Raw genomic sequence first — 26,143 nt, 5'->3', positions numbered from 1 at the left:
GAGTTGATTGATGAATAATTAAGCAATGCCAATGGCCAGTACTTCCTCCCATCCAAAAATTCAATATCTCCAGCGCCAAGCGGCGTCACTTTTACTTTACCAATCTGTTCTCCAAGGCGAAGTGGGGATGGCATTTATTGACCTGTTGCAAGCTATACGTTACACTGATGCCGATGCACGAGGTTGTCTACAAGCCTACGGCAGTTATTTTCATGCTTTGGCTGCGAGAAATCAAAATTGGGAAGATTATATAATCACTCAAATTCTCTTTTGTGATAACCCTTTTACAAAACTTGCTCAACAACAGAAATTTCAAGACTTATCCCCAGCTTTAGTAGCAGCAGTTGGGCACGATTTACAAGTATTGCAAAGCCTTTATGAATGTAGCAGTGCTGCTTTAAGCGAGTGGGTGCAAAATGTCGCTCATTTGCCGATTTCGCCGGTAGTGTGGTATGAGGAACCAAAAAAGCTGGCAAGAGAGACAAAATTTGCTGCATATCTACAGGAGTTAGATAATTGGGGTGATGCTGTAGAAGAGTTAGCAGCTTATTATCGGCAATATGGTTCTGGTTTATTTGCTCAATACCGGGCTTTCCGCTGGCGAAGTGGACAGTTTATCGGTATCCCATATCCAGATCCGGTTAAGCTTAGCACGCTTGTAGGTTATGAGTCTCAAAGAGATGCTTTGCTTAAAAATACCGAGTTTTTATTATCAGGAGAGGTAGCACTGCATGTATTACTTTATGGTAGCCGTGGTTCAGGAAAATCTTCTTTAGTAAAATCTTTATTGCATGAATATAAAGAAAGGCCTCTTTGTTTGCTGGAAGTTGCAAAATCCGATTTAAAAGATTTACCAGAAATTGTGGAACATTTACGGGGAGTGCCACAAAAATTTATTATTTTTGTCGATGACCTTTCATTTGAGGAAGATGATGATGCTTTTAAAGCGCTGAAGGTTGTTTTAGAGGGTAATTTAACCGCGAGACCGCAAAACGTAGTGGTCTATGCTACTTCTAATCGTCGTCACTTGATTCGGGAGTTTTTTGTGGATAGACCCGCGCCTAAAGATAACGATGAAATCCATGCTTGGGATACGATGCAGGAGAAGCTTTCATTTAGCGATCGCTTTGGTTTAACCTTGACCTTTGAACCAGCCAACCAGAAAACTTATTTAAACATTGTCAGTCATCTAGCAGCAGAAGCTGAAATTAATATTACCCAAGAAGATTTGGAATATCAAGCACTACAGTGGGCAACTCGCCACAATGGTCGTTCTGGACGCACAGCACGGCAGTTTATCGACTTTTTAAAAGCAGATTTAAAACTATTTCATGGAGCCAGTAACAATACATCTACCACTGAAGATTCAAATTGATTCCTTGAATATAATGCTTTTTTGTTTGTTAAATAACAATATTCTACACGAATAATTATGATTATAGATTTTAAAATACTTATGCTAACAAAAACCATAAATTAACAAGCAATTTTACTTATTATATTTATATGTATATTAAAATTACGAATTAAAAATTACTATGAAAACTGGTTATTCCGATCGCTCAAATACGCTAACAACCAGCAATATGCAATCAGTAACGATCAGTAATCGATTTATTTTAGGCATAGTTGCCTTTAGTGTGAGTTTTGGACTTAGCCTTGTTCCCAACTGGGATTTTAATAAAGCCTTTCTCACAGGTATAATTACTGCATTTATTATCTATGGAGCAGCATTATTCGTAGATAAACGGCGTAGAAATTATGAAATGTTTATTTTAGGTTCTCTCCGGAAGCGAATTAAAGAAATGGAGGGATTAAAAGCTCGTATTGTTAAAGAAATCAATCAAATTGAAGAACATCATAGTTTATTATACGCAGAGTCCCAACAACTCCAAAATCAAGTTATTGAAAACCGTAGCCAAAGGGATAGTCTGAATCGAGAAGTCAGAACATTGGCTGGTCAAAAAAAGCAATTAGAAACTGAAATCAGCAATCTCCAAATTGAACTGAGTAACTTAGAAAAAAATCATGCAGAATTGAGCAATGCTTTTACTAACCTCACAGGAGAAAAGCGTCGTTTAGAGTCGAATTGCCATATATCTCGTACGGAAATCGCTCAGTTGCAAAGTCAAATTTCCGAATTCCAGCAACAAAAAGAAGAAATTGAAAGTAACTTAACACTTTTAGGCAGACTCAAGCCCCAATTAGAAGAAAAATTATACGAACTGCGAATTGAAATTCAAGAACTAGAAATTAAAGTCAATAAAGAAAACGAATTACTGGTAGCGAAAACAACTGAAAGAGAAAATATCCAAGCTATTTTGAATTCTTCACAAACTCAAATAGCACAGCAAAAAGAAGAATTACAACAATTGCAAGGGCAAGTTTCATTATTGCAAGAAGAACGAGATTTGTTGCAAAATCAAGTTTGGGAATTACTCCAACAATCAGAAAACTTTAACTCAGAACCTTTGGTTGATAATTTTAAAGAAGATGATATTGAATTGTTTCCTTTTACTGAAATAATTGAACCTGCAACAAAAATCGATTCTCCAGAAATTAATACATTAGAGAATATACCAGAAGAATGGACTAATTTTTTGGAAAATTTACCAGGATATGAATTGCAAGTATTAAAAGCTATAGTCGAAGAAGATAATATCAAAGCTACTCTTAAAAAAATTGCTGAAGCAAATATCACCATGCCGAATCTACTAATTGATTCAATCAACGAACGAGCAAATGATACTATTGGTGAATTAATAATTGATGCAGATTCAGAAATTCCAGAAGTTTATCAGGAACACAAAGCCCATGTCAAAAAAATGATTGCAATATACGAAGATCTTATGGCTAGACATACTCAAATGTAACAATAAAGTCGTCAGAATCCAAAATCCAGAATCCAGAATTCATAAGACTTAGAGAGCAAGCTTAATAATTAATTTAAATAAATTTAATAACATATAGGAAACTTGATTATCCAATAACTCTGGAATCTTTACGTTAATTTTTGAATAACACAGTTGATTATTCCAAATTATTAAAGTTGAGTGTTAAAATATTTTAAATTCTGACTCCTGAATTCTGACTCCTGAATTCTGACTCTTGACTTCTAACGTTGTAAAATTATTAATAAGGTAAAAATACACCTTATCTTCTTACTGCGTGCTTCTGCGTTTAGAATAAAATAAAGTGTAATACATGGCAAAGCTGAAAATCTCGAAAAAAATATCCACTGCTTTGATTAATTCCCTTGGTGCTGGGGTAGTACCAAGAGTGGGAGTTGAACACATAGCAGTAGGTCGAGAAAAAGAACTCCAAAGGCTATTACAAAATCTGGATGATATTGCAGAAGGTGTAGCAGCATTTCGGTTTATAATTGGTAATTACGGTTCAGGCAAAAGCTTTTTACTACAACTCATTCGTAACCGAGCGATGGAGCAAGGGTTTGTGGTAGCTGATGCTGATTTATCGCCTGAACGTCGGTTAGCAGGAAGTAACAACGAAGGTTTAGCAACGTATCGAGAATTAATGAGCCATCTAGCTACAAAAACTCGTCCTGATGGTGGCGCTTTAGTCTCAATTTTGGAAGGATGGATTAATAAAATTCAACAAGAAGTGGTTAAAGAAACTGAACTGCGTCCCAATGACGATGGTTTTGATGACCAAGTTGAATCAAAAATTAGAGAAGTAGTTCAATATATTGAAGATTTGGTTCACGGGTTTGATTTTGGTAGTGTTATTATCGCTTATTGGCGCGGCTATCGATTAGATGATGATAATTTAAAAAATGCTGCAATGCGCTGGTTGCGGGGAGAATTTACTACTAGAATTGAGGCCAAAGCAGCTTTAGGAGTCCGCGTTATTATTGATGATGATAGTTGGTATGACTACATCAAATTGTTTGCTAAATTTGTAGCTGAGATTGGTTATAAAGGACTATTAATTCTAGTTGATGAAGCTGTACATTTATATCAAATATCTACTACGGTCACGCGGGAAAAGAATTATAACCGACTTTTAGCAATGTTTAACGATACCATGCAATGTAAAGCAGAACATCTTGGTATTTTGATTGGTGGAACAACCAAATTTTTAGAAGATCCAAATAGAGGACTTTTTGCAGACCAAGCTTGGCGAAGACGCACAAAAGAAAGTCGCTTTGTCGCACAAGCTAATGTGCAAGAAGTTTTAGGGCCAGTGATTCGGCTAAACCCATTAAGTGAAGCAGAAATTTTAACGCTTTTGCAACGTTTAGCGGAAATTCATGCACTCAATTTCAGTTATCAACAGACTTTGACAAATCGCGAGTTAAAAGAGTTTGTCCAAGAAATTGTTAATCGCTTGGGTGCAGAAGCGTTACTTACGCCAGGGGAAATTGTGCGGGATTTTATGAGTGTGCTGAATATTCTTTTTCAAAATCCAAAAATTTCATTTGGGGAATTAATTCATGACCCGAAATTTAAACCGACTGCTGTGGGGAAAGATGCAAATGTGGATGAGGATAATGCAGCCGAATTTAGTTTGTGATTTATTCCCTAGTAATTGGTAGTATTAGAAAACTAAAAAATACTTTCTTACAGCATAGATAAGAGAAATTTGATTTCACTTATCTGTTTGTCGATTATATTAAAATGATTATCAAGCATTGTTAGCATTCTCAAGAGTGTATCAGAACTTCTGTACATAATTCTAGTAAAATCCAAAATCAATATAATTAGTTCTATATAGCAGTCCTAAATCATTTGTGAAAATTATATATCTCTTTCTTCTTTCTTCCCTTTGCGTACTTTGCGTTCTTTGCGGTTCGTTTCCTTATTTATATTTTTCACGACTCATTTAGGATTGCTATATGGTGCATACTAACGGCATACTTTTAATGTAAATTCATGATATTAATAACAAAAGCCTGAAGCGTCAGTATTTCAACATATCTTATCAACTTATTCATTAGACTTCTTGCATAAATAAATAATTTTTTGTCTCACGCAAAGGCGCAAAGACGCAAAGAAGAAGGCGAAAATAAGGACTTTTGCAAGAGGTCTATTTATAACTTTGGGATAATACAACTATTATTTACACGATCGCCCTCTTTGAAAAATCCGAGTTCAATCAATTGATGGTATTCAGCGATCGTAAATCTTTTAGGTGTGACAACATTCATCTTCATGGCACTGATTTTACTTTTACTTGTACCCTAGCAGAGATTAAACTGACTGCGTTGTTTACCGCCGCAGCGATCGCAATACCTCAAACTCCCGCCAGCAAAGATACAACGCCCGCGGTACGTGAAAACACCCTTTCCATTTCCCGCCTTTGAGGTTTAACAATACTTCTCCTTGCCGATTGAGATAGCCAAACCACTCACCAAACTCGGAATCGGCAAAGTGTGACCAGGCGTAATCGTGCATCTTTTGATACCATTCCCAACACACATCACGCCCTGTCAAGCGATAACCCATTGCTAATGCAACCAAAGATTCTAGGTGAACCCACCACAGCTTTTGATCCCATTCGAGTTGTTGTGGAGGATGACCGAGTGCATCCATAAAGTAATACAAGCCGCCATACTTGCTATCCCAAGCAAAATTTAGGATATTTAGCACCACATCAACGGCTTGGTTAATAGTTTTAGTATCGTTTTTCCGACGGGCGATATCCATGATAAACCACATCGCTTCAATACCATGACCTGGGTTAATCAACCGCCCTTCAAAAGAATCGATGTGAGAACCATCAGGGGCGACGTTTTCATACATTAGTCCCCGTTCTGAGTCGAGAAAATCCGTCATCACTTCGCGGACAGTCTCAGCTAGGACATTTTCTAGGGTTTCCTTGGGCAACAACCATTCCATTTCTAAAGTCAGGTTGGCTAAAATCATCGGTACAGCCAATGATTTCATCGGGCGTGTACCGGGATAGGTTTTGTTATATTTCCCCTTGGGGTTATCCTTGCGGCGTAAAACTTTGTTGTAAGCTTGCTTGGCCACATCTGTCGCCCAATCTTCACCGGATGCGAGTGCATATTGGCTAAATGCCATCGCTGCAAAGCAATCAGAAAAAATATTGTAAGGCTCAACCAGTGGTTTTCCTTCACGAGTTAAGGCAAAATACCAATTACCATCACTATCTCTACCGTGTTGGGCAAGAAAATTAGCGCCATTATTAGCGATTTTCAGCCAATTTTCGCGTTTTTCCAACTGGTTGTAAAGCATGGAAAAAGTCCATACTTGGCGATTTTGCAGCCAGATAAACTTGTCTGTATCATAAACCTTGCCCTGGCGATCGAGGCAGGTGAAATAGCCGCCTTGTTGCCAATCGAGGGAGTGTTTTTCCCAAAATGGGAGAACATCGTTGAGGAGTGCATTTTTGTAAAGTTCAGCCAACGCTTGAAAATTGTACTCCATAAATCTCTCCCCTTTTCTCCCAAGAGCAAGTGCTTAAGAATCATCGTAAGTTACTAGTTAAAAAGAGGCAAAGGGGGGAGGTGGGGGGATAGGGGAGTGTGGGGGGAAAGATTTCTTCCCCATCCTCCCACACTCCCCACACCTCCCACACTTCCTAGAAACCCCCATGCCCTATGCCCTATTCGCCAATCGCATTTTTCGCGCCACACTCTTTGTCACCTCTAAAAATTCGCGCAAAACGACGGATGTATCATCGCTTCGCCAAACCACAGCTAATTCTGAAGTTAAGTTTTCTCCTTGAATTGGTCTGTAGACAACTCCCTTTCGCTGTAGACTTTGGGCATTAGCGGGAAGCAATGTTACTCCAAGCCCACCTGCAACGGAACTGAGTACGGTTACCATCCAAGTTGCTTCCTGTACTACTTTTGGGGAAAAACCTACCTGCTGACAAAGGTTAATTATTTGACTATATGATGGTACCAAGTCGGTTGGGGGTAAAACAAAAGGTTCATCTGCTAGGGCAATGAGTGGAATTTGGGACTGGGCTGCTAGAGGGTGTTTTTCTGGTAAAGCAACGACTAAAGGCTCTTGCAAAATCGGTAAAAAACTTAAAGAATTATCATTTAAATTATTGTTAGGTAGTCTTTCAAAAGCAATATCGATGTAGCGATCGCGCAGTTGGTTCACTTGCTGGGAAGAACTAACTTCGCGCAACACCAGTATCACCTCTGGAAATAGAGGATGAAAAGTTTGCAGAATATCTGGCAAAACGCTATTAGCAACGGAACTATTAGTTCCCACCACCAAGCGTCCAATTTCGCCCCGGCTGACTTTTTGTGCAGAGGTAATTGCTTGTTCTAACTGAGTTAATACCAAATGCGCTTCTGTTAAAAAGACTTGTCCAGCAGCAGTTAGCTGTAGGGGACGTTTTTTGCGTTCAAATAATTTTAGCCCTAGTTCTGCTTCTAGTGCCTGAATTTGTTGACTTAAAGGTGGTTGAGCAATATGCAATCGTTCAGCTGCACGACTAAAGTTTAATTCTTCAGCCACAGCAATGAAGTATCGCAGATGTCGAAGTTCTATCATGCTCTACCTATTATATCTTTAATATATATTGTATAAGCTCAATAAATATTGGACATATAGTAGTATTTTGTTTATTTTAATTCTTATAGCCGTTTTATATCAATAAACCAGAGTAGGGTGGGCATTATAATGTCTAGCCTACAAGCTTTGATTGCGAGGTTTTTATGAGTCAGATTGAACGAGTGGCGATCGTTGGAGGAACTCACGGAAATGAGTTAACAGGAGTATACTTAGTCAAAAAATTTCAACAATATCCAAATTTAATTAACAAACAAAGTTTAGAAACTTTGGTATTACTTGCTAATACTAAAGCGATCGCCGAAGGTAAACGTTATATTGACAAAGATTTAAATCGTTGCTTCAACAAGCAAAACTTACAAAATTCCAATTTTTTAAATTATGAAGATACGCGGGCGAAAGAAATTAAACAAATACTGCAACCGCAAAATCAGCCTTTTGTAGATGTGATCGTTGATTTACATAGCACAACTGCCAACATGGGGCTAACTTTAATTTTTTGCGATATGCATCCTTTTTTACTGCGGTTAGCTGCTTATTTAACTTCGATAAATCCTTTAGTGAGAGTATATGTTAATCCCCAATCCAAAGAAGGTGGTTTCCTGCGTTCTTTGTGTGAATTAGGTTTTGTAATTGAAGTTGGTGCTGTAGCTCAAAATGTTTTAAATGCTGAATTATTTCAACAAACAGAACAGCTAATGTATGCAATTTTAGAATATTTTGAATGGTTCAATCAAGGTAATATTCCACAGATAAACAATACCCTTACATTTTATGAATATATTGAAACTATTGATTATCCCAGAGATGAACGGGGTGAAATTCAAGCTATGATTCATCCCCGGCTTCAATTTCGAGATTATGAACCTTTAAATCCAGGCGAGCCAATATTTTTGACTTTTGCAGGAAAAGATATTTTATATGAGGGAGTATCTACTGTTTATCCAATTTTTATTAATGAAGCAGCTTATTATGAAAAAGGAATTGCAATGCATTTAACTCAAAAGTATCAAAAGGTAGTTTAATACAATTGGCAATTTGCAAGTAAGAAATTCAGATTATATCTTGGTTTCTGGCTTTACATCGTCGCTTGATTTTGGATAATTGGTAGAACATAATATCTTATTGTCATTAGCTAATGACCATTGTACAGACGCGATTAATCGCGTCTCTACTAATGACTAAATTACCTTAATAGCAATGGCGGTGGCAATTTCTATGCAGATAGTCATAGTTTCTGAGATAGTAACGGTATAGAGGGTCATGAACCCTTTGATGGTAATTTCTGTATCGATGGTGATACCGTCTACGGTAATAAATATCTTCGGGATAGTAAATCCTTTGACGGTAATAATTTCTGTGCCATTGACGATAGTACCTACGATGACGATAATATCGACGATGCCTGCGGTGATAGCGTCGGTATTTTCGATGTTTTAATTTTTCGCTATCAACATCTGAATCTTGTGGAACTGAATTTGGTAAAGAATTCAGGATATCTTGATTGCTTTCTTTCTGAACAATTGCGGTGCTTAATTCTTCAGGAGTTTGTAGCATCTGCAACTCATTTTTTTCAGAGGCTGCGGCTATTTCCAATCCCAGACAAGTGGGCAATAATAAAACACTGATTACAAATTTCCAAAACACTGTTTCACGCTCCTAATTTCTTGTTCCCTGTCTGAACTAGGGAATGCCAATTGATGTCAAGCTCTGGCTTAAATAGGAATTACGCAGTGAAACAAAAAATTAAGGCCTGTTTTTATTGAACGAAAAACATAGCCTTAATTAATAATATCACGTTCGCGAGAAAATCGATATAAATGCTCACCCTGCTAAGCGATACATAATCACTTTTCCTTTCCAATTTTCTTCTACAAATACTAAGTACTCGCCATTGGAACGTCGAAAAGCGCGAATACCGTAAGGTATATCAATCCAACCACTTTCGCTGCCAACTTCAGGGCCTGGTTTTAACTTTTTTACTTCCACTCCTGTGGTTGCATTGTAAACATATACCTCTGCGGTTTTAACTGTGACAGCAAAAACATAATCTCCCGCCACACTCATTGCTGCTGTGGAAACTTCACGTTTGCCGATGGTGTCGTGGGGAATTACAACCCGCCAGCGAGGGGTACGATTTCCTTTACTCCAATTGTCAAAACGGGCAATTTCAGATCCCACAACTCCGGTATCGTCTCCAAATGCAGGATGATCTACTGTGAAGCCTGACAAATACATGGTATCCGTTTGGGGGAAATATTCAATGCGCCGCAAATCGTTAAAAATCTCAGGGGTAGTTTGCTTTTCCATTGAACTATAGCTGTAGATGGGGTTACCCTTGGCATCAATTCCCTGTAATGGATAATGCCGGATACCCATACCATCTTGGGTTCGCAAAGCTTTCCAAACATCTCCTTTGCTGTCTACCCACCAGCCGCCGAGATGGGGATAATCTTTGCTGGTATCATATTCGTTGTTTTCAAATTTGCCATTACCGTTGCTGTCTCGCCAAATCCATTCGCCTTTTTGTGGTTGATAAGGCGGCCAATTTCCATCAAGAAATGGTTTATCTGCGCCATTTGTACCAACAAACATTCCGGCTGGGATGGCAATTTTACCGTCTGTGCCGGGATTGAAACGATATATTTGCAGAAAGCTGCTATACATATCTGTGAGGAACAAAAACGGCTTACCTTGGATGCGGCGTACAAAGGTTGCATCTGGGGATGTATGCAAACGCGGATCTTGAGGATATTTGAAGGGATTTAAGGTGTAGGCTTTGTAAGTCCATTGCTTACCAGCAGGCTTACTAAAATCCATTTGATATTGTTCTTGTTTGGTGAATAAATCTACACCATCAGTTTTGGGATCGGCGTCTGCATTATCAACGAATATTAATCCTAGCGATCGCCACAGTAGTTTACCTGATGGCGTAAATTTCCGCAAATCTGTTCCTGATTTGTTGAAACCGTTACTATTTATATAGATATTACCTGAGGCATCTGTGCCAACTCCGGTAAGTCCATAAAGTTTCAAATCTCGGACTTCACCTGAAACTCCTGCATAGACACCATTTTTATTGCCAAAATTGCCTACTTTTACAGGCTGATCTTTGATGTCATAAATCAAGATTTGCTGAAGCGAACCATTTTCCGCCACTAACAGCTTACCTTGAGGATTGATGGCGATCGCTGTTGGTTCAATAATGTCTGCAATCTGCTGGGGTAATTGCTTTCCACTTAGGGAATAATGTAAAATCTTCCCAGGATTACCACCATTTTTGTTTTGAATAATCCACAGATTTTTTTGTTTATCAACTGCGATCGCCCCTGGATTAGCAACACTAAAACCGCGAATTTCCTTCATCGTTTCAGTATCAAAAACCCGAATCCTGTTAGCAGCAGAATCACTCACATACAACTCACTGCCTACAATTGCTAATCCAGTAACTTCACTTTTATTACTGACAATTAACATACTTTTATCCCAGCCACGTCCCCCAGGAAACGGTGCAGGTTTTCCCGACAAATCATAGCGTCTAACGCTGTGCCAACTCGTTCCTTCTGCTGGATAATCTTCTTTTGTATTGCCAATTGAACCTTGAGTCATGGCAATATAAATATATTTATTATTTGCTGTTACAGCCTTGCCACCACCACGACCCCAACCGTGAGTATCACCAAGGGCATTGATAATTTTACCGTCTTTATATATTCCTGCTTCTGTTCCCGCTTCATCCCAATGGCTGTTAGTATACACAGTACCATCAGGCGTAACATACATTGCTTCTATATTATTTTGTATCCGCAGATTTCCGCTGCCAATACTATTACCTATCCAAGAAGTTTGATAGCTGAGTGTGGATGTTCGACCTGTTGCCCAATCTGTTGTAATACCAATGGTAGTAATCAAAACTCCAACGATTAGACTGATTAAAAATTTGAAAGTTTTATTTCTTTGCAAATATCTGAAATTAAATAACTTTCTCAACTCTTGATAGAGCCTTACTAAGCGCATCCTTAATTGATTATTCATATAATCTTATTTAATTCTCTACAAAAATCTCAATCTTCTTCTTTCTCTCTGCGCCTATGCGTGAGATTTTTTATCTATGTCCGCTAATTACAATAACTATACATACAATCATTGTTTTAAAAATCCGCACAAAAAATCTAATTAAATACAGAAAAAGATTTAAGGTATTAATATTTACTACTTTTGAAAGCTAAAATAGTAAATTTTAATACAAAAGTTGAAACTATCGATTAATTGATAGTGATTGTTTCCTGTCACTGTCTGCGATTCATCTTTCTAGAATAACGGGTATTATATTTATCATGTTAGGTATTTTAAAGTTAACTAAAACACAGGTTTTAGTTGCTTGTTGACGTGAAGATATAAATAGTTTATAAATTGGTGTTCTCTAAAATTTTTAAGTGAATGAGATAGATGATTAGGGGCACAAAAATTTTGTACCCTACGATAGACTGTACATAATCAAGCTGGAATCTGCTGTATTTCTGATTCTTAAAGTATGAAGTATGAATTTTTATTTTTAATATATTTATAGGAGAAATATCAGTGAACAATCAAAAAGAAAGTTTCACTTCAACATCAGCATCTATTCTCACTTTGGGATTAGGCTGGTTTCCTAAAAATCCCGGAGGATTGGAAAGATATATTTATGAAGTAACTCATAAATTAGCAGCAAATCAAGACAAAATCGAATTATGCGGAGTTGGATTACCAGAAGCTGAACCAAATTCGCCAATTAAGCTGACTAACTTAGCTGATGTTGATACTAATATTTGTCAAAGATTATGGTCAATTCGCAGAAACTTCCAGAAAACCAGAACAAATAAGCCAGATGCAATTAATCTGCATTTTGCATTATACAGCTTTCCTATTTTAGATATTTTACCAAAACAAGTACCAGTGACTTTTAACTTTCATGGCCCTTGGGCTTTTGAAAGTAAGCAGGAAGTGGTTAATAAAAATCTCAGTCTTTTGATTAAGCATTGGCTGATAGAACAAACAACTTATAATCGATGCGATCGCTTTATTGTTCTTAGCAAAGCATTTGGCAATATTTTACATCAAAAATACCAAGTACCGTGGAGCAAAATAAATATTATCCCTGGTGGAGTTGATATTAATTGGTTTCAACCAAATTTATCACCCCAGGAAGCTTGTAGACAATTAGGCTGGCCTGATAATCGTCGGATTCTATTTACATCACGCCGCTTGGTACATCGCACTGGAGTTGATAAATTATTACAAGCGATCGCCATAATTAAACCCAGAATACCAGATATTTGGCTAGCGATCGCCGGTCGCGGTCACATCCAATCTGCGCTACAACAACAGGCTACAGAGTTAGGGCTAGACGACAACGTTAAATTTCTAGGTTTTCTACCCGATGAACAATTACCGATAGCTTATCAAGCTGCTGAATTAACTGTCGTCCCTAGCCAATCTTTTGAAGGATTTGGATTAGTAGTAGTTGAATCTTTAGCTTCTGGCACTCCAGTTTTATGTACTCCCGTTGGCGGAATGCCAGAAATTTTAACAGAATTTTCACCCGATTTAATTACTACTTCTACCGAAGCATCTGCTATTGCTGAAAAATTAGAACAAGCACTACTAGGAAATATTCCCATTCCCTCACGAGAAGCTTGTCGCCAGTATGCAACTACACATTATGACTGGAATCAAATTGCACAGCGAGTACGGAAAATTTTATTAGCATAGAATTCTTAATTTAGAGGTTTTATGAAAATTCTTTTTTTAGACCAAAGTGGTAAACCAGGCGGTGCAGAATTATGTCTAATAGATATTGCTAAGCCCTATCAACATGATGCTTTGGTAGGTTTATTTGCAGATGGTTCATTTAAAGATTTACTACAGCAAAATAATATTCCAGTAGAAGTTTTGAGAACTGAGGCGATCGCAGTTCGCAAAGAAAGCAGTTTAATCCAAGGTTTAACTACTTTAGGACAACTTCTACCTTTAATTACTAAAGTAGTTAAAAAAGCCCGTGAATACGATTTAATCTATGCCAACACCCAAAAGGCGTTAGTTGTAGGAGCAATAGCGAGTTTTTTTAGTCGTCGTCCTCTGGTTTATCATTTACATGATATTCTTTCTACAGAACACTTTAGCCAAACTAATCTTCGTGTAGCCGTCAACCTTGCTAATCGTTTCGCATCATTAGTAATTGCTAATTCTCAAGCTGCCCAAACAGCTTTTATAGAAGCAGGAGGACGTAGAGATATCGTTGAAGTTGTCTATAACGGCTTTGAACCTAAAAATTATTATACCGATGAATCCGACATCAAAAAATTGCAGCAAAATTTAGAATTACAAGGAAAATTTATAATTGGGCATTTTAGCCGACTTGCACCTTGGAAAGGGCAACATATTCTAATTGATGCCCTTGCTCAATGTCCGCCACAGGTAACAGTAATTTTAGTCGGCGATGCATTATTTGGCGAACAAAATTACGTCCAACAGTTACATCAACAAGTTGCCAAATTGGGATTAGAAAACCGCGTCAAATTTTTAGGCTTTCGTTCAGATATTCCCCAATTAATGGCAGCTTGTGACTTAGTAGCACATACTTCAACATCTCCAGAACCTTTTGGCAGAGTAATTGTTGAGGCGATGCTATGTGAAAAACCTGTAATTGCAGCCAAAGCTGGCGGTGCAATGGAATTAATAGAACACGGATTTAATGGTCTTCTGGTAACGCCAGGAGAACCCCAGCAACTTGCACAAGCTATTATTACCTGTCTTCAAGAAACAGAAATAACTGCAACTATAGCGAAGAATGCCAGAATTACTGCTAGTCAACGTTTTAATGTTGCAACCATTAATCAGCAAATTGCTCAACTGCTGTCCCAGAAATTTTAGGTTGAGGCGGGGATGTAGAGACGTGGACATCAATCTGTTAACAGTGACAAAAATTAGTTAATGTACATCATCGCATGGAGCCGCCCTTGATAGCGATCGCGCCCCTGGTTCTGCTTCACTAGGTTTTCTCAGGAAGGAATCATTAAAAAGCAAGGCGCTTGGCCACTTTTGCTGCACTTTTTGGGCTGTCGAGAAATTGCCATTTTCATTAATACGACCAGTTAGCTTTTTCGGGCACTCCTCGCGAATTTCAGACAGGTTATTAAGTAAGCGGGGATGATTAATGTAAGTTGCCCCATCTGGTTGCCAAGCTGCTTCAAAAACCATCCCACTTTTGGGAGTTTTTTTTTGAATGCCAAGCACATCATACACATCAATTGAAACCCCCTCTTGTGTATGAGCTTGACCATTACCACAGTAATCAGCTCTTACCATACGCGTACAAGCCTGGTGAAAGTCTCGGAGTGATTTTCCTTGAACACTCTTCCACGGCTTATAGCCGAAGCGAACACACTTAGCAAGAGACCCACTTGTACACCCAAATGTGACTAAGTTATTTGATTCAATATGTGTTCCTGTCTTATCCCATGACCCAGATAATGGTATTGCTTTGGCAACATTTTCTCTATCAGGTTTACACGCATTCTTCCACTTAGAATCAGATTTATCTAAGTAGAAAACTGTATAAAGATAGGTCTCTTTTTCAGGATCTTTTGGATCTAGTTCGACATCCCTAATCTGAAAGTTCAGCGTTCTTCCTTGCTCATCTACTCCGGTCAACTGTGCGTTCTTTAAGTCTTTACCTCGAAGAATTACAGTTTGACCTCCGCTTGCACAACTAACAAGTAATATTGTGAGGATGAGAACAAAGACGGATAAAAGTATTTTTTTTATCTTGTGGATGAAAAAACTTAAATAAAGAAAGTTATGGGCATTCTCCTGAGATGTCCATAACTTTTTTGTTGTCTGATGGTGATACACATTAATTAACCTCCATAACAACCTTTAGTTATGTCAGTCTGACTGTGTTCACAACACTCGTTGTGCCAACATTTTTATTGCGACAAAACTGCCACAAGTTCTCCACCTTTAACTTCAAGCTGTTGCAGTGACGTACCTTTCCAATTCACACTGCTGACTTCACTGCCGTTGAATCTGAGACCATTACTATTGAGGCCATTCGTGCTGATACCGTTGAATCTGAGGCCATTCATACTCAAGCCATTGACGTTGATACCGTTGACACCAAGGCCATTCATACTCAAGCCATTCCCGTTGATACCGTTAGTACCGATGTGAGCGTTAGCAGCAGTTGAGAAGGTCGCAACACTTAGGGCTGTGGTCAAAGCAATTCCTATTATTTTTTGGTAAGCTTTCATGATCTTCACCCTCCTTTGTACAATCCTTCTCCACACACTATTAGCCTAACTCCGTCTACTAGAGTGAGGTTACATAATTTTAATTAAAAGTAATAATCTACAACTCTAAACTCGGCCAAGTTTTGATGAATTTAAAACTCATCGGTAAGCATTGAACTAAACGCTAACAAGGAGCGCGCAATCATGATTTCAAATTGGTGCTGCATTCGGTTGTAGAAAAAATTGAAGTTGGGTTAAGCCAAACGCAACCCAACAAAATCTGTTGTGAAATACTGCACCCTACCTCAAGCCGCTTCCCGCAGTTGTGACGGTACACTCACCTCTGGAAACGAAAGCGAGAGTTGTTCGGCTTGAGGTATCGCAGCTTGTTCTAACACTTGAACTTCGATATTTACACTCACCAAATAGCTGCCTGTGTCTGCGCCAACTGCTTCAGCAATTAATTTGGCAATATCCGGACGCTTAGCTGTCAAAGGATCGCGTAAAATGCAGCGATCCCATTCATGCTTAGCAGTCGGATTGAGGTTGAGAATATAATGCTTCATCATCGAACTAACCCTTTAACCCATCTTCCAGAAGGTTTTCACACAGCCATTGTGCCTTTGGCTAGGCTTTGCCAACGCTATCTATATTATAGTACTTTTGTACTAAATTGAAAATGGGCATTGGGCAAGCAGGGAGGGTGGGAGGTGTGGGAGGTGTGGGAGGTGTGGGAGGTGTGGGAGGATGGGGAAGAAATCTTTCCCCCCACACTCCCCACACTCCCCACACTCCCCTCTCTCCCCCATCTCCCCACACTCCCCACACTTCCCACCCTCCCTATCTCCTCATCTCCCTACTCCCTATTCCTAATTGGATTTGCCATTATCCTGTAATTTTAAGAACTCAGGATCGTTCACCCAAATTGCTTGTTGAGGTACAGAGATTGAAATTCCAGCTTCGTCTAGGGCGATTTTCAGGCGGCGGCGGAACTCTCGTGCCACATCCCATTGCTTAAGGGGTTGTGTTTTAATCCAAACACGAATAATTAAACCGCGATCGCCAAATTGATCTATTCCTAAAACTTGGGGGGGTTCTAAGATTTGAGCCCGCCATTGCAGTTCTTGATTCATCTTGTCTGCAACAGTTTTAATCAACTTCAAAGCTTCTTCTGTATCCGCTTGGTAAGCGATGGGAATCGTTAAATCGGCTCGCGACCAACGGCTAGAAAGATTGGCAACAACTTTTATTTCACTATTGGGAATGGTGATTAACCGCCCTTCGGAATCCCGCACCTGGGTCATTCGCAGATTTAAGTTTTCTACTAAACCTCCCACATTTCCCACATTAATCACATCGCCTAAGGCGTACTGGTCTTCTAGGATGATCAAGAAACCGTTAATCGCATCTTTAATCAAGTTCTGCGAAGCTAGCGATACGGCAACACCAACCAAACTCGCACCCGCTAGCAAGGGGACGATATCTATACCCAAGGATACCAGGGCTAGCAAAAAGCCTACTCCGACGCAGATAGCTGTAGCAATACTTTTAGTCACACCAGAAAATGTGGAAACTCGCAGTTGCAGACGCGCAGAATCTTCTGGGGTAATAAAAACAGTACTTCTGATCAAAGTGGAGGCGAAGCGGTCAATCAAGGCATAGCTCAGACGTACTGCTACGTAAGTTACCAATAACACAACACCTAATCGCAAAGGAAATTGGGCGGCTGTGAGAATTGCTACTTGAAATCCTCGCGTGTAGGGAAACAAACCCAAGATAAAAAAACTTCCGCCTCCCCAAATTCCTGCTTGAGTTAGCTGGAACAACCTTCTCTTCGCTTCTTCCACATGTCGGACTTGCTGTTGATTTAGTTGTGTTGTAATTGGTTGAGCCGTTGTTAAAGTTGGGGAATTGAAGAGTTCGTTTTGGGCTTGGGGGGTAACGGAGTCTGACTTTTTTCTGGAACGTTTCTGCCACCCATATACCGCCGAACTCATAATAATCATTGCCAGTGCGGTAGCCCCAGCAATTTTCCCTTGGTCGATTAAAAATTGAGTTTGTCTCTCTTGTCTTGCCTGTTGTAAGTCTTCTTTTAATGAGTCAGCAATTTGATTTGCGGATGTTGAAATATCCACCTGTCGCAGTCCAGCATCCTCAGAAGTGACGGTCATCAGATATTGGTCGTTGACATAAATTACTGGTAATTCGTTGACTTTGCGAACTTCTACCTTGACTGGTGTGTTTGCTGGTAACTGAAAATAATATTGACTAATTGCTTCGAGTTTCTTTTGAATGTCTTCTAAACGCTCAGGAAAGTTAGTTTTTGATGCGGCTATTTGAAATAAGCGACGACCATCCAAATAAATCCAGCCGGAAACAACTCTGTCATTGGAATCATTGCTCGTAGTGCTGGGAGCTTGCAAATCCAATAAAAAAGGAATCTGGGCGGTGGCTTTTGGCACAGCTACAACGGTTATAGCCATTGAAGTTGCCATCGCCATTATTACACCCGAACTTTTGCGACCTTTGGATAACACACTCTTTTTAGACAAGTGGGACGCTTGATTGGGAGCCTCCAAGTGTGGCACAGGCTTGGCGATCTTACCAAGGTATGTTCCTGCTGAAAATACCTGTCTCTGCTTTTTTGAACCATTAGCAAAGCTGGGCAATAGAACTTCCTTCGCGGCTGCCAAAAATTGAAAGCGCACTCAAACACCTCCTTGAGTAAAATTTACCATTGACTAATTTCATAACCATCCTGCTCAATAAATCTGAGTAAATGTGCCTATCTAAAGTTAAGTATTTCCCTGCAAATGATGAATTTTTGGTGTTTTTTTGATAATAATCCGTCTTTAGACAGATGACATTGTACTGATAATGGGCAATCAAAGCTAAGAATAGTCTTACTCTTACCAAAGATAAAACAAAAAGGAAAAAGCTGGCGATGAAGTTGACATTAGGCTAATCAAACGTCAAGCTAGTTTTGAGGACTCTTGACTAGTAATTTGCTTTCTTTCAAGCGAAAATTACCTGTCGTAGAATAACCTAGTAGAGTGCGTAAATTTTACGTAACTTTTTCACATTTTTGAGGTAACTTTTGATGACCGCAACTTCTCCCCGATTAAAGCACGAGGTTAAAGACCTCGGCCTAGCTGCCTTGGGAAGACAGCGCATTGAATGGGCTGGACGCGAAATGCCAGTTTTACGGCAAATCCGCGATCGCTTTGCTCAAGAAAAACCCTTTGCTGGGTTACGCCTTGTGGCTTGCGCCCACATTACAACCGAGACAGCACATTTGGCGATCGCTCTCAAAGCCGGTGGTGCAGACGCACTGCTAATTGCTAGCAATCCCTTATCAACACAAGATGACGTAGCTGCTAGCCTCGTTGTCGATCATGAAATTCCTGTATTTGCCCAAAAAGGCGAAGATAACGCAACTTATAACCGCCACGTTCAAATCGCTTTAGATCACCGCCCCAACATCATTATTGATGATGGTAGCGACGTGGTTGCTACATTAATTCAAGAACGCCAACACCAAATCGCTGATTTGATTGGCACCACCGAAGAAACCACAACGGGAATTGTCCGCCTGAGAGCCATGTTCAAAGATGGCGTTCTCACCTTCCCCGCAGTGAATGTTAACGATGCTGACACCAAGCACTTCTTTGATAACCGCTATGGTACTGGTCAATCGACCCTTGACGGCATCATCCGCGCTACAAACATTCTCCTAGCTGGTAAAACCATCGTTGTTGTTGGTTATGGCTGGTGCGGTAAAGGTACAGCACTCCGCGCCCGTGGTTTGGGTGGTAATGTAGTTGTTACCGAAATTGACCCCATCAAAGCAATTGAAGCCGTGATGGATGGTTTCCGCGTCCTACCAATGGCAGAAGCCGCTCAAGTTGGCGATCTGTTTATCACAGTCACCGGTAACAAACACGTGATTCGTGGCGAACATTTCGATGCGATGAAAGACGGTGCGATCGTTTGTAACTCCGGTCACTTTGATATTGAACTTGACCTGAAATATTTGGCTAGTCAAGCTAAGGAAATCAAAGAAGTCCGTCCCTTCACCGAAGAGTATAAATTAACCAGCGGCAAATCAGTCGTTGTTCTCGGTCAAGGACGCTTGATTAACCTCGCTGCTGCCGAAGGCCACCCCAGCGCAGTGATGGATATGAGCTTTGCCAACCAGGCTTTAGCTGTTGAATACCTCGTGAAGAATAAAGGTAAGTTGGAACCTGGTTTACATTCCATTCCTACTGAAGTAGACCAAGAAATTGCTCGACTCAAATTGCAGGCATTAGGAATTACCATTGATAGCCTAACACCTGACCAAATTGAGTACATCAACTCTTGGACTAGTGGAACTTGATGTTAATTGATTAACTGATTTTTTGGGGATAAGCTTTTAGGCTTATCCCTTTTTTGTTTTGGGGGGTATAAATTACTCTTTTTCTATCGCTATTTTAACCTCAGTTCGGGTTAAGAAGATTTTGCTGCTAAACTTCAGCACAAGTTCTGATACCAATTCTCCGTGAAGATGCACTTTATTTTTAAAACTTAGACGCGCAGCGGCTTGCCGCAGGCTACCGCCAAGTACGCCTTCTCTACGTCAGGCTTCCGCCAACGCGCAGCGTCTCGTTAGAGAAGTACGCCAAGTAAAGAGCAAGAAGAGAGATTAAATTATTTAGTGCAAGTTTATAGAGAATTGGTATGAAAAATCGAACCACTCCAGGCACAGAGGTCACAGAGGAATAAGAGTTTTAGAGGTGTTTTGCATAAGTCCTATAGGAGTTTCAGCCAACCAGAGCTCTGTCGGTCAAGCGCTTTTTACCCCAATTCCAATTATGGTATGGAAGAAAAAAACCTTCTGCCTCCTGCCTCCTTCAATTTTTGTAAGTCCCTTAATGTTTTTGCCAGTTGTGCTTTTGGAACTTTGTTTGCCACGACTCCATATATGTGTAAAAAACTGGCGTTAAATAAAGTGTCAGAAATTGCGAGAATAGTAACCCGCCAACTACTGCTAAACCAAGGGGACGGCGTGTATCTGCTCCGGCTCCAAATCCAAGGGCGATGGGTAATGTGCCCATCAGTGCTGCCATTGTGGTCATCATGATTGGGCGGAATCTCACTAAGCAGGCTTGATAAATAGCATCGTAGGGAGTTTTGCCTTCTTGACGGGCTGCGATCGCAAAGTCAACCATCATGATCCCATTTTTCTTGACGATGCCAACCAGCAAAATAATGCCCACGAAGGCATAAATATTCAAGTCAACTTTAAACAGTAACAAAGTCAGCAGTGCCCCAAACCCAGCGGAGGGTAAGCTAGAAAGAATCGTCAGTGGGTGAATGAAGTTCTCGTAGAGAATTCCCAAGACAATATAAATTACGAAAATGGCAACCAGCAGTAGCATTCCCAAACCCTGAATTGAAGACTGGAACGCCTGCGCTGAACCCTGAAACCCTGTACTAATAGTTGCTGGTAGCGTTTGACGGGCGAGTTGCTCAATTTTAGGAGTGACGTTACTTAGTGATATTCCCGGTTTGAGATTAAAAGAGAAGGTCACAGAGGCTAACTGCCCTTTGTGGTTAATGGTCAGCGGCCCTACATCCTTGGTCAAAGTTGCTACAGCATTTAGAGGTACGAGTTGTCCATTGGGGGCACGAATCGAGAGCAAATCTAGGGCTTGGGAATTTTGTTGATATTTTGGTTCCACACCCATAATCACTTGATACTGGCTATCGGAGGCGTAGATGGTAGAGACTTGGCGGGTACCATAGGCATTACTCAGGGCAGTTTCGATTTGATTGGCAGTCAAACCGAGAGCTGAGGCTTGGTCGCGGTTGATGTCTACTTTGACTTGGGGATTTTTGACTTGGAGGTCACTGTTGACATCTTGTAATTCTGACAAGTTGCGGAGTTGATTTTCTAGAAGTGGAGCGTACTGGTAAAGCTCTTGAATATTGGGACTTTGGAGAGTAAATTGATACTGCGCTTTTGTCTGTTGTCCGCCAATATTGATGGCAGGCGGATTTTGCAAGAAAACTTTAATTCCAGGCACAGCTGACAACTTTGGTCGCAGTTCTTCGACTATTTCATCAGCACTAAGACGGCGCTCATGGCGGGGCTTGAGTTCAATTAAAAGTCGTCCGCTATTAGCAGAGGCATTTGGGCCGCCAGCCCCGACACTGGAGTTAATGGAATCAATATTAGGATCGCGGTAAGCGATCGCAGCTACAGCCTGTTGATGTTTTACCATTTCATCAAAGGAGATATCTTCTGATGCTTGAGTACTTGCAGTAATTTGTCCCACATCAGCGTTGGGAACAAATCCCTTAGGCACAACTATAAATAGATAGACCGTCGCTACAAGAATCGCTGCCGAAATCACCATTGTTGTCCGGTGATACTTCAGCGATATCTTCAAACTCCAATCGTATCCCCGCAACAACAAATCAAAGAAGCTTTCCGAAATATTGTAAAGACGAGTCTGGAAATTGGGAACTGGGGACTGGGGACTGGGGACTGGGGACTGGGGATTAGGCATTTCTTCCTCCTCTGCCTCCTCTGCCTCCCCTGCTCCTCTGCTCCCCTGCTCCCCTGCTCCCTGATGATGAGGTGGACGCAAGAATCTGGAACACAGCATTGGCGTTAAGCTTAGGGAAATGGCGCCAGAAACTAAGATGGCAACACTGATGGTAATGGCAAACTCACGGAACAGTCGCCCTAAAATGCCTTCCATGAACAGCACAGGGATAAATACTGCTACCAAGGAAATGGTCATTGATAAAATTGTGAAACCAATTTCTCTAGAACCATTCAAAGCTGCTTCCATGCGGCTCTCACCCATTTCCATGTGGCGGACAATATTTTCTAGCATGACTACGGCATCATCCACCACGAAACCCACTGATAAAGTTAATGCCATCAGCGACAAGTTATCGAGTGAAAAGCCCAGCACCAGCATAACTGCAAAGGTCGCTACGATTGATAGCGGTACTGCCAAACTGGGAATGACTGTGGCCGAGATGTTGCGAAGAAACAGAAAGATTACTAGTACTACCAAAGCGATGGTGAGTAACAGCGTGAATTGTACATCATCTACAGATTCGCGAATTGATTGAGAGCGATCGTAGAGAATATTCATGTTCACAGCGGCCGGAATCTGTTTTTGGAAGCTGGGTAGCAGTTTTTTGATTGCATCCACTACCTCGACGGTATTAGTTCCCGGTTGGCGTTGAATTGCCAAAACGATCGCCCGCACGCCAGAATTTTGGACTTTGGATTTTGGATTTTGGATTGAAGATTTATCACTTACTCCTTGCTCTTTATTACCCTGCTTCGTAGGAAAATACCAACTGGCAATCTTGTCATTTTCCACGCTGTCCAGCACTTGACCGAGTTCGCCTAAGTGCACAGGTGCGCCGTTTTGATAAGTTACAACTAGGGAGCGATAGTTGGCGGCATCGTTGAGTTGACCGTTTGCTTGAATTGTATAGTTCTGTTCCTGCCCGTAAAGTGTGCCGGTTGGTAGGTTAACATTTCCGTTAGCGATCGCATCAGCTACTTCATCGATTCCTATACCTTTTGCACTCAATGATTCGGGATCGAGCTGAATGCGTACTGCATACTTTTGCGAACCGTATACCTGCACTTGCGCCACCCCATCCACCATTGACAGACGTTGTGCCAACAGCGTTTCGGCGTACTTATCTACAGTTGAAAGCGGCAAAATAGATGAATTTAAAGAGATGTACAGGACTGGTTGATCTGCCGGGTTTACCTTGCGGAAAGAAGGGGGATTAGGCATATTAGTCGGCAGTTGCCTCGCTGCTTTAGAAATAGCAGACTGTACATCCTGTGCTGCCCCGTCAATATCTCGATTGAGGTCAAATTGCAGTGTAATTTGTGCGCTACCTAAAGAGCTAGTAGAGTTCATTGAACTCAATCCGGCGATGCTAGAAAACTGCTGCTCTAAAGGAGTTGCAACCGAAGAAGCCATCGTTTCTGGACTCGCTCCAGGCAGGTTAGCCGTTACCTGGAGTGTCGGATAATCCACGTTGGGCAAGTCACTAACAGGTAGCTGTTGGTAACTCATTAACCCAAATATTAAGATGCCAACCATTACTAGGGTTGTCATGATTGGACGCCGGATGAATAGCTGGGAAATGTTCATCTGAGTTAGGAGTTAGGAGTTAGGAATGAGGAGTTAGGAGTTAGGAGTGAGCAGTTAAGAGTAGAGACGCGATTCATCGGGTCTGTTATTCTCCCCCTGCTCCCCCTGCCCCTTTGCCTCCTACTCCCGGTTTCACCTGCACTGTGGCCCCAGGTACTAGATTGAATTGTCCATCGGTGACGATTTGCTCGCCTGGTTGCAACCCTTGTTTGATTGCGGTTTCCTTGCCAATGGTGTCGCCTACGGTAACTGGACGCATTTGGGCTGTTTTATCAGGTTTGACTACAAATACAAATTGCCCTTGCTGCCCGCTTTGGACTGCTTGGGAAGGCACGGTGATGACATTGGGTTCTTCGGTTAGCTTAAGTACTACGTTGACAAATTGCCCCGGAACTAGTCGTTCATCTGTGTTGCTAAAGGTGGCTTTAAGTTGAATTGTGCCTGTTTGGGTATTGAGTCCGCTATCAACAAAGGTGAGTTCACCCTGTATCGGATGCCCTGTGTCTTTTGGAGGTATGGCACTGACTTCTAATTTGCCGTTAGCACTGTACTTCTTCAAATCTGGCAGCAACCTTTGAGGGATGGAAAAAGTAACGTAAATCGGCCGGATTTGGCTGATGGTAATTAATGGATCGGTGGCGTTGGCTTCTACCAAGTTGCCTTGATTGAGCTTCAAACTACCTGTGCGTCCGGTAATTGGTGAGTAGATGGAACTATAGGAAAGCTGAATTTTGGCATTAGCGATCGCCGCTTCATCTGCTGCTACTGCCGCTTTGGCATTTTGCACATCTGCTTGGGCTGCGGCTACGGCTGCTGTGGCATCTGCTACTCCATTTCGATCTGCATTCACTGTTGCCCGCTGAGCATCAGCTGTTGTCTGGAACTGATCCGCTTGTTCTTTGCTAATTGCCCCTTCCTTTAGTAAGCTGTTGTATCTTTTCGCCTGGACATCTGCGTTTGTCGCTTGAGCAACATCCTTGGCTACATTCGCTTTTGCTTGGTTGACTTGGGCGATCGCTTTTACCACATTTGCCTGTGCCTGTTTTACCTGGGCCAAATCTTTGGCTTTAGCAGCATTAGCTTGCATTAGCGCTGCTTCCAAAGAACGCGAATCAATTTTAAATAACAAGTCTCCTTTGTTCACATTCTGTCCTTGCTGAAAATAAACTCCAGTCAGTTGCCCACCTACTTGGGACTTGACAGATACTGTAGAATATGCTTCTACTGTTCCCGTAGCCGATAGCTGTACTGGAATAGTCTTTTGAGTTGCAGTGGCAACCACCACTGGCACAGCTCGCTTTTTACCTGCTTGTTTGCCACTTGATTGAGCGTCAGTGGCACTACAACTAGCACACAAGTAGGTCAAACCCAGCACCAGTAGCCATAACCGTCCTCTTGAAATCAAGCCATAAAAACGAGGAATGCTTTGAGCAACTGAAGATAAAGGTTTTGTCGTTTGAACTGAAATTAAACAACGCATATCGACAATCAGGGGAAAGGGAAAGTAGACAGATATAGTGGTATCTTATTAGTCTTACTAAAGTCAGCCAAAACCAGGCAACTGCATTAGCGTTCGCCTACTTTTAGTCGGTACTTAATTATTAGAACGAACTTCACCCATTCCCTGAAGGGTAGGGTTTGTTGCCAGACTTGCATTTTCCAAAAAATCGTTGCGATCGATTTTTAGTGGATTAACTTAATATTAGTTACTCTAACTGTTAGCATACTAAATAATTTATTTTTTAGCCTAGCTCTTAAGAGAGAAATTCGTGTGAAGCTGGCTTGACTTTCGTATGACTATATTGTGACATTTGTGAATAATTCAAGTCTAAATCTTCGAGCATTTATAGTTATTCTTAACTAAAAAATTTATATATAGTATTCTTCTTTTATTTTTGAAATTAGCTCTATAAACAAGGAATTTTAGGTGATTATAACCTTAGTAATTTATTTATTAGAGTTACTTTATATTCTGTAAAATATCAAAACAGATCGTCAATTTATAGAATGAAGATAGCACAGAAATTTCCGATTTTTTGGGGTTAGAAGTTAGGATATTAAACAACTATCCCTCTTCTGTCACTTTCCGGAATAAGCAAGTAGTAAAGAGGCTAAATTATCCAGAAGCATAACAAGGTTTAAATTGATTCATTGCGGCAATTAGATGATTGAATCC

General features: G+C 40.6%; 18 protein-coding genes and 1 pseudogene. 8 read left to right on the top strand and 11 right to left on the bottom strand.

Going from position 1 to position 26,143, the window contains the following annotated elements; all coding sequences use genetic code 11:
- The first annotated feature begins 25 nt into the window (after positions 1 to 25).
- The 3 genes from H6H03_RS31395 to H6H03_RS31385 all read left to right on the top strand — a co-directional run bounded on the left by H6H03_RS31395 (position 26) and on the right by H6H03_RS31385 (position 4,533).
- A complete protein-coding gene (locus tag H6H03_RS31395; RefSeq protein WP_190958953.1) occupies positions 26 to 1,375 on the top strand; it encodes an ATP-binding protein in 1,350 nt (449 codons plus the stop codon).
- A 163-nt stretch (positions 1,376 to 1,538) separates the two neighbouring features.
- Complete coding sequence (locus H6H03_RS31390; RefSeq protein ID WP_242058078.1) at positions 1,539 to 2,873, top strand: tellurite resistance TerB C-terminal domain-containing protein; 1,335 nt, start codon at positions 1,539 to 1,541, stop codon at positions 2,871 to 2,873.
- A 331-nt stretch (positions 2,874 to 3,204) separates the two neighbouring features.
- Positions 3,205 to 4,533: an ATP-binding protein gene (locus H6H03_RS31385; RefSeq protein WP_190958952.1), complete on the top strand. Its 1,329-nt coding sequence runs from the start codon at positions 3,205 to 3,207 to the stop codon at positions 4,531 to 4,533.
- Positions 4,534 to 5,080: 547 nt separating this feature from the next.
- Here the strand turns inward: H6H03_RS31385 and H6H03_RS40685 are convergent.
- The 3 genes and pseudogenes from H6H03_RS40685 to H6H03_RS31375 all read right to left on the bottom strand — a co-directional run.
- A pseudogene (locus H6H03_RS40685) lies at positions 5,081 to 5,167 on the bottom strand (Uma2 family endonuclease); the annotation flags it as partial.
- Between the two features lie 61 nt (positions 5,168 to 5,228).
- A complete protein-coding gene (locus H6H03_RS31380) occupies positions 5,229 to 6,410 on the bottom strand; it encodes an AGE family epimerase/isomerase (protein ID WP_190958951.1) in 1,182 nt (393 codons plus the stop codon).
- 171 nt (positions 6,411 to 6,581) lie between these two features.
- A complete protein-coding gene (locus H6H03_RS31375) occupies positions 6,582 to 7,496 on the bottom strand; it encodes a LysR substrate-binding domain-containing protein (protein WP_199339155.1) in 915 nt (304 codons plus the stop codon).
- 164 nt (positions 7,497 to 7,660) lie between these two features.
- Between H6H03_RS31375 and H6H03_RS31370 the strand changes: the two genes are divergently transcribed.
- Positions 7,661 to 8,539: an aspartoacylase gene (locus H6H03_RS31370; protein WP_190958950.1), complete on the top strand. Its 879-nt coding sequence runs from the start codon at positions 7,661 to 7,663 to the stop codon at positions 8,537 to 8,539.
- A 166-nt stretch (positions 8,540 to 8,705) separates the two neighbouring features.
- Here the strand turns inward: H6H03_RS31370 and H6H03_RS31365 are convergent, their stop codons facing one another.
- Positions 8,706 to 9,161: a hypothetical protein gene (locus H6H03_RS31365; protein WP_190958949.1), complete on the bottom strand. Its 456-nt coding sequence runs from the start codon at positions 9,159 to 9,161 to the stop codon at positions 8,706 to 8,708.
- Between the two features lie 177 nt (positions 9,162 to 9,338).
- A complete protein-coding gene (locus tag H6H03_RS31360; protein WP_190958948.1) occupies positions 9,339 to 11,549 on the bottom strand; it encodes a hypothetical protein in 2,211 nt (736 codons plus the stop codon).
- A 546-nt stretch (positions 11,550 to 12,095) separates the two neighbouring features.
- Between H6H03_RS31360 and H6H03_RS31355 the strand changes: the two genes are divergently transcribed.
- Together H6H03_RS31355 and H6H03_RS31350 are read left to right on the top strand one after the other, a co-directional pair.
- On the top strand, positions 12,096 to 13,265 hold the full coding sequence (locus H6H03_RS31355; protein WP_190958947.1) for a glycosyltransferase family 4 protein: 1,170 nt from the start codon (positions 12,096 to 12,098) through the stop codon (positions 13,263 to 13,265).
- A 21-nt stretch (positions 13,266 to 13,286) separates the two neighbouring features.
- Complete coding sequence (locus tag H6H03_RS31350; RefSeq protein WP_190958946.1) at positions 13,287 to 14,426, top strand: glycosyltransferase family 4 protein; 1,140 nt, start codon at positions 13,287 to 13,289, stop codon at positions 14,424 to 14,426.
- Positions 14,427 to 14,483: 57 nt separating this feature from the next.
- Here the strand turns inward: H6H03_RS31350 and H6H03_RS31345 are convergent, their stop codons facing one another.
- From H6H03_RS31345 to H6H03_RS31335, 3 genes are all read right to left on the bottom strand, one after another.
- A complete protein-coding gene (locus tag H6H03_RS31345) occupies positions 14,484 to 15,407 on the bottom strand; it encodes an ADYC domain-containing protein (protein WP_190958945.1) in 924 nt (307 codons plus the stop codon).
- Positions 15,408 to 15,481: 74 nt separating this feature from the next.
- Positions 15,482 to 15,805, bottom strand: a complete 324-nt coding sequence (locus tag H6H03_RS31340; RefSeq protein ID WP_190958944.1) for a hypothetical protein — start codon at positions 15,803 to 15,805, stop codon at positions 15,482 to 15,484.
- A 284-nt stretch (positions 15,806 to 16,089) separates the two neighbouring features.
- The gene (locus H6H03_RS31335) at positions 16,090 to 16,353 is read right to left on the bottom strand and encodes a hypothetical protein (protein WP_190958943.1); all 264 of its coding nucleotides are present in this window, start codon (positions 16,351 to 16,353) and stop codon (positions 16,090 to 16,092) included.
- A 117-nt stretch (positions 16,354 to 16,470) separates the two neighbouring features.
- On the opposite strand from H6H03_RS31335, the gene H6H03_RS31330 reads away from it, so the two are divergent.
- Positions 16,471 to 16,680 (top strand): hypothetical protein, encoded by a 210-nt coding sequence (locus tag H6H03_RS31330; RefSeq protein ID WP_242058077.1) that lies wholly within the window; start codon positions 16,471 to 16,473, stop codon positions 16,678 to 16,680.
- Here H6H03_RS31330 and H6H03_RS31325 read toward each other — a convergent pair.
- Positions 16,654 to 18,285 (bottom strand): mechanosensitive ion channel family protein, encoded by a 1,632-nt coding sequence (locus H6H03_RS31325; RefSeq protein ID WP_242058080.1) that lies wholly within the window; start codon positions 18,283 to 18,285, stop codon positions 16,654 to 16,656. The two genes, H6H03_RS31330 and H6H03_RS31325, sit on opposite strands and share 27 nt — an antisense overlap.
- 599 nt (positions 18,286 to 18,884) lie before the next feature.
- On the opposite strand from H6H03_RS31325, the gene ahcY reads away from it, so the two are divergent.
- Positions 18,885 to 20,162 (top strand): adenosylhomocysteinase, encoded by a 1,278-nt coding sequence (ahcY, locus tag H6H03_RS31320; protein ID WP_190958942.1) that lies wholly within the window; start codon positions 18,885 to 18,887, stop codon positions 20,160 to 20,162.
- A gap of 532 nt (positions 20,163 to 20,694) precedes the next feature.
- Here the strand turns inward: ahcY and H6H03_RS31315 are convergent.
- Complete coding sequence (locus tag H6H03_RS31315) at positions 20,695 to 23,967, bottom strand: efflux RND transporter permease subunit (RefSeq protein ID WP_190958941.1); 3,273 nt, start codon at positions 23,965 to 23,967, stop codon at positions 20,695 to 20,697.
- A gap of 85 nt (positions 23,968 to 24,052) precedes the next feature.
- The gene (locus H6H03_RS31310) at positions 24,053 to 25,447 is read right to left on the bottom strand and encodes an efflux RND transporter periplasmic adaptor subunit (protein WP_190958940.1); all 1,395 of its coding nucleotides are present in this window, start codon (positions 25,445 to 25,447) and stop codon (positions 24,053 to 24,055) included.
- Between the last annotated feature and the right edge of the window lie 696 nt (positions 25,448 to 26,143).

Origin of the sequence: Nostoc paludosum FACHB-159 (assembly GCF_014698835.1) — a bacterium.
Lineage (GTDB): Bacteria > Cyanobacteriota > Cyanobacteriia > Cyanobacteriales > Nostocaceae > Nostoc > Nostoc paludosum.
Note: the sequence above shows the minus strand (reverse complement) of the source record. Positions and strands in the feature narration are given on the sequence as shown.

What these genes read in the sequence shown, in the direction of transcription:
- H6H03_RS31335 (WP_190958943.1), bottom strand. Translation starts at nt 16,353, where the DNA reads ATGATGAAGCATTATATTCTCAACCTCAATCCGACTGCTAAGCATGAA.
- H6H03_RS31325 (WP_242058080.1), bottom strand. Translation starts at nt 18,285, where the DNA reads ATGGCGATGGCAACTTCAATGGCTATAACCGTTGTAGCTGTGCCAAAA.
- H6H03_RS31390 (WP_242058078.1), top strand. Translation starts at nt 1,539, where the DNA reads ATGAAAACTGGTTATTCCGATCGCTCAAATACGCTAACAACCAGCAAT.
- H6H03_RS31395 (WP_190958953.1), top strand. Translation starts at nt 26, where the DNA reads ATGCCAATGGCCAGTACTTCCTCCCATCCAAAAATTCAATATCTCCAG.
- H6H03_RS31360 (WP_190958948.1), bottom strand. Translation starts at nt 11,549, where the DNA reads ATGAATAATCAATTAAGGATGCGCTTAGTAAGGCTCTATCAAGAGTTG.
- ahcY (WP_190958942.1), top strand. Translation starts at nt 18,885, where the DNA reads ATGACCGCAACTTCTCCCCGATTAAAGCACGAGGTTAAAGACCTCGGC.
- H6H03_RS31380 (WP_190958951.1), bottom strand. Translation starts at nt 6,410, where the DNA reads ATGGAGTACAATTTTCAAGCGTTGGCTGAACTTTACAAAAATGCACTC.
- H6H03_RS31340 (WP_190958944.1), bottom strand. Translation starts at nt 15,805, where the DNA reads ATGAAAGCTTACCAAAAAATAATAGGAATTGCTTTGACCACAGCCCTA.
- H6H03_RS31370 (WP_190958950.1), top strand. Translation starts at nt 7,661, where the DNA reads ATGAGTCAGATTGAACGAGTGGCGATCGTTGGAGGAACTCACGGAAAT.
- H6H03_RS31385 (WP_190958952.1), top strand. Translation starts at nt 3,205, where the DNA reads ATGGCAAAGCTGAAAATCTCGAAAAAAATATCCACTGCTTTGATTAAT.
- H6H03_RS31315 (WP_190958941.1), bottom strand. Translation starts at nt 23,967, where the DNA reads ATGAACATTTCCCAGCTATTCATCCGGCGTCCAATCATGACAACCCTA.
- H6H03_RS31375 (WP_199339155.1), bottom strand. Translation starts at nt 7,496, where the DNA reads ATGATAGAACTTCGACATCTGCGATACTTCATTGCTGTGGCTGAAGAA.
- H6H03_RS31350 (WP_190958946.1), top strand. Translation starts at nt 13,287, where the DNA reads ATGAAAATTCTTTTTTTAGACCAAAGTGGTAAACCAGGCGGTGCAGAA.
- H6H03_RS31310 (WP_190958940.1), bottom strand. Translation starts at nt 25,447, where the DNA reads ATGCGTTGTTTAATTTCAGTTCAAACGACAAAACCTTTATCTTCAGTT.